At 29.3% G+C, this 1,168-nt stretch carries 1 protein-coding gene; it reads left to right on the top strand.

The window, feature by feature from the left end:
* Positions 1 to 127: 127 nt before the first annotated feature.
* Entirely contained in the window at positions 128 to 973 is an 846-nt protein-coding gene (locus VXQ92_RS19690) for a hypothetical protein (RefSeq protein ID WP_416682929.1), read from the top strand.
* The last annotated feature ends 195 nt before the right edge of the window (positions 974 to 1,168 follow it).

Genomic DNA, 1,168 nt, shown 5'->3' with positions numbered 1-1,168 from the left:
TTCATTTTAAATTTTTTCTATTTTGGGTTTTATTGGGTTGGTAGTTTTTCCATTGTTTGGTGCTTTTGCCTCAATCAGTTCTTTGTAAGATCATATTTTTAATATATAAAAGTGAGTAGTTTATAAAATGGCTGAACCTATAAATGTTGCAACTAATTTTGCTATAAAAATCATTCTTTCTATCTTTGGCCCGATTTTAAAAAAACCAATAGAATGGATTACTAAATTTTTGTTTTTAGATGCCTATAAAGTATCAACTGCATATAAGTCCTCTAGAGACCTACAACTATTGTGGCGAAAGGATTTAGGGGGATTTGTAAATTACAATATAAATTGGAATCAAATTTTTCTAGGAAAACAGCAGACTACTTGCACACTATGGGTGAAAGCAAATAATGTCCAACATTACAGTAAAGTTATTTTTTGCGTTACTGCTTCTTTAAGTAATTTAAAATATCAATCTGTGATAGAGATTCATGACTTAACAAGTAAGCCTTGTGTTTTAGCTTTACCAAGTATTCCTATTAGAAATTTGGAGTGGAGAAATGGTCAGCTGTATGAACCTTATAGTGAATTTAAGATTGAGTTAAAAGAAATTTTTGATAAAGATAATATTTCTATAAATCTAAAAAATAATACGAAATTTATATTTAATCCAGTAGATAATTTAGGTTTTCTTCAAGGAAAGAAAAGTTATGTTTATAGATGGGGACAATGGTGGAATTTAGATTTTTTAGAATCTGAGAAAGATGAATTTCTGCTAACTTATAAGGCATATGCTTTTAGGGCTAAATTTGATAAATCTAATAATGCCAATTTATTTGCAGCACGAGCGTGGCTTTTAAGTAATAGATTACTTTTAAATGTTTTCTTTTGGAGTAAGAATATATTTAAGGCTAAACATTTGAGAATGGCTCTTAATAAGTATTTGAAAGATATAGAGGGAGTGGCTGGTTTTAAATTGGTAGATTAAAAAAACTTAGGTTGAGTTGAATGATAAGATAAATCTTTCAATGCTGGTGTACAGAACAGTAAAAAGCTGGCTTGGGAACAAGCCAGCTTTTTACTGTTTTGTACAAGATAAAAGTTACCAAATTACCCTTAAGCCAAAATTAAATTTCTAAATTTTAGACGTCTACCTTGGCTAATTTCGGTTACTTCTGATCAG

The sequence above is a fragment of the Acinetobacter sp. 228 genome (genome assembly GCF_048147885.1).
The sequence above is the reverse complement of the archived record's forward strand: the minus strand, read 5'-3'. Positions and strand labels throughout refer to the sequence as shown.